Below are 381 nucleotides of genomic sequence, written 5' to 3'. Positions count from 1 at the left end.
GACATTTCACCACGTGTTCGGCAGGCCAGTCGATCAGCTGCGAGCCGATGTTGCCATGTTCCAGGCGTAGCGGACGCGAGCTCGGCAGCTCAATCGGGCGGCCAATCCACCAGTTCTTACCGGTGATGGCGTTCAGCGCCTTCTGACCGTAGGTCGTATCCGCCAGAATCCCGCTTTTATTCTCTAATCCTGCCTCTCTGGCAGCCTGCTGAGCGGCTTCCAGCAGCAGCAGTTTCAGCTCCGGAATGCGGCTTTCGTCCATGCCCGCTTCCTGCGCCATATCCGCCAGTTGTTTGCGGTGGTCAAAGGCGAAGACATTCAGCTCCGGCCACTGCTGCTTGCGGGTAGTCACGCGGTGCAGATGGTTCAGACGGCTGTCGA

The 381-nt window shown here is 59.8% G+C and carries 1 protein-coding gene; it reads right to left on the bottom strand.

Annotation, left to right across the window (positions count from 1 at the left end; all coding sequences use genetic code 11):
- The coding region (locus tag SB756_RS28420) for a 2-deoxy-5-keto-D-gluconate 6-phosphate aldolase domain-containing protein (RefSeq protein WP_410912829.1) at positions 1 to 381 on the bottom strand (381 nt) is incomplete at both ends.

The organism is Pseudomonas sp. SIMBA_068, from assembly GCF_046534705.1.
Taxonomy (GTDB): domain Bacteria; phylum Pseudomonadota; class Gammaproteobacteria; order Pseudomonadales; family Pseudomonadaceae; genus Aquipseudomonas; species Aquipseudomonas putida.
The sequence above is the reverse complement of the archived record's forward strand: the minus strand, read 5'-3'. Positions and strand labels throughout refer to the sequence as shown.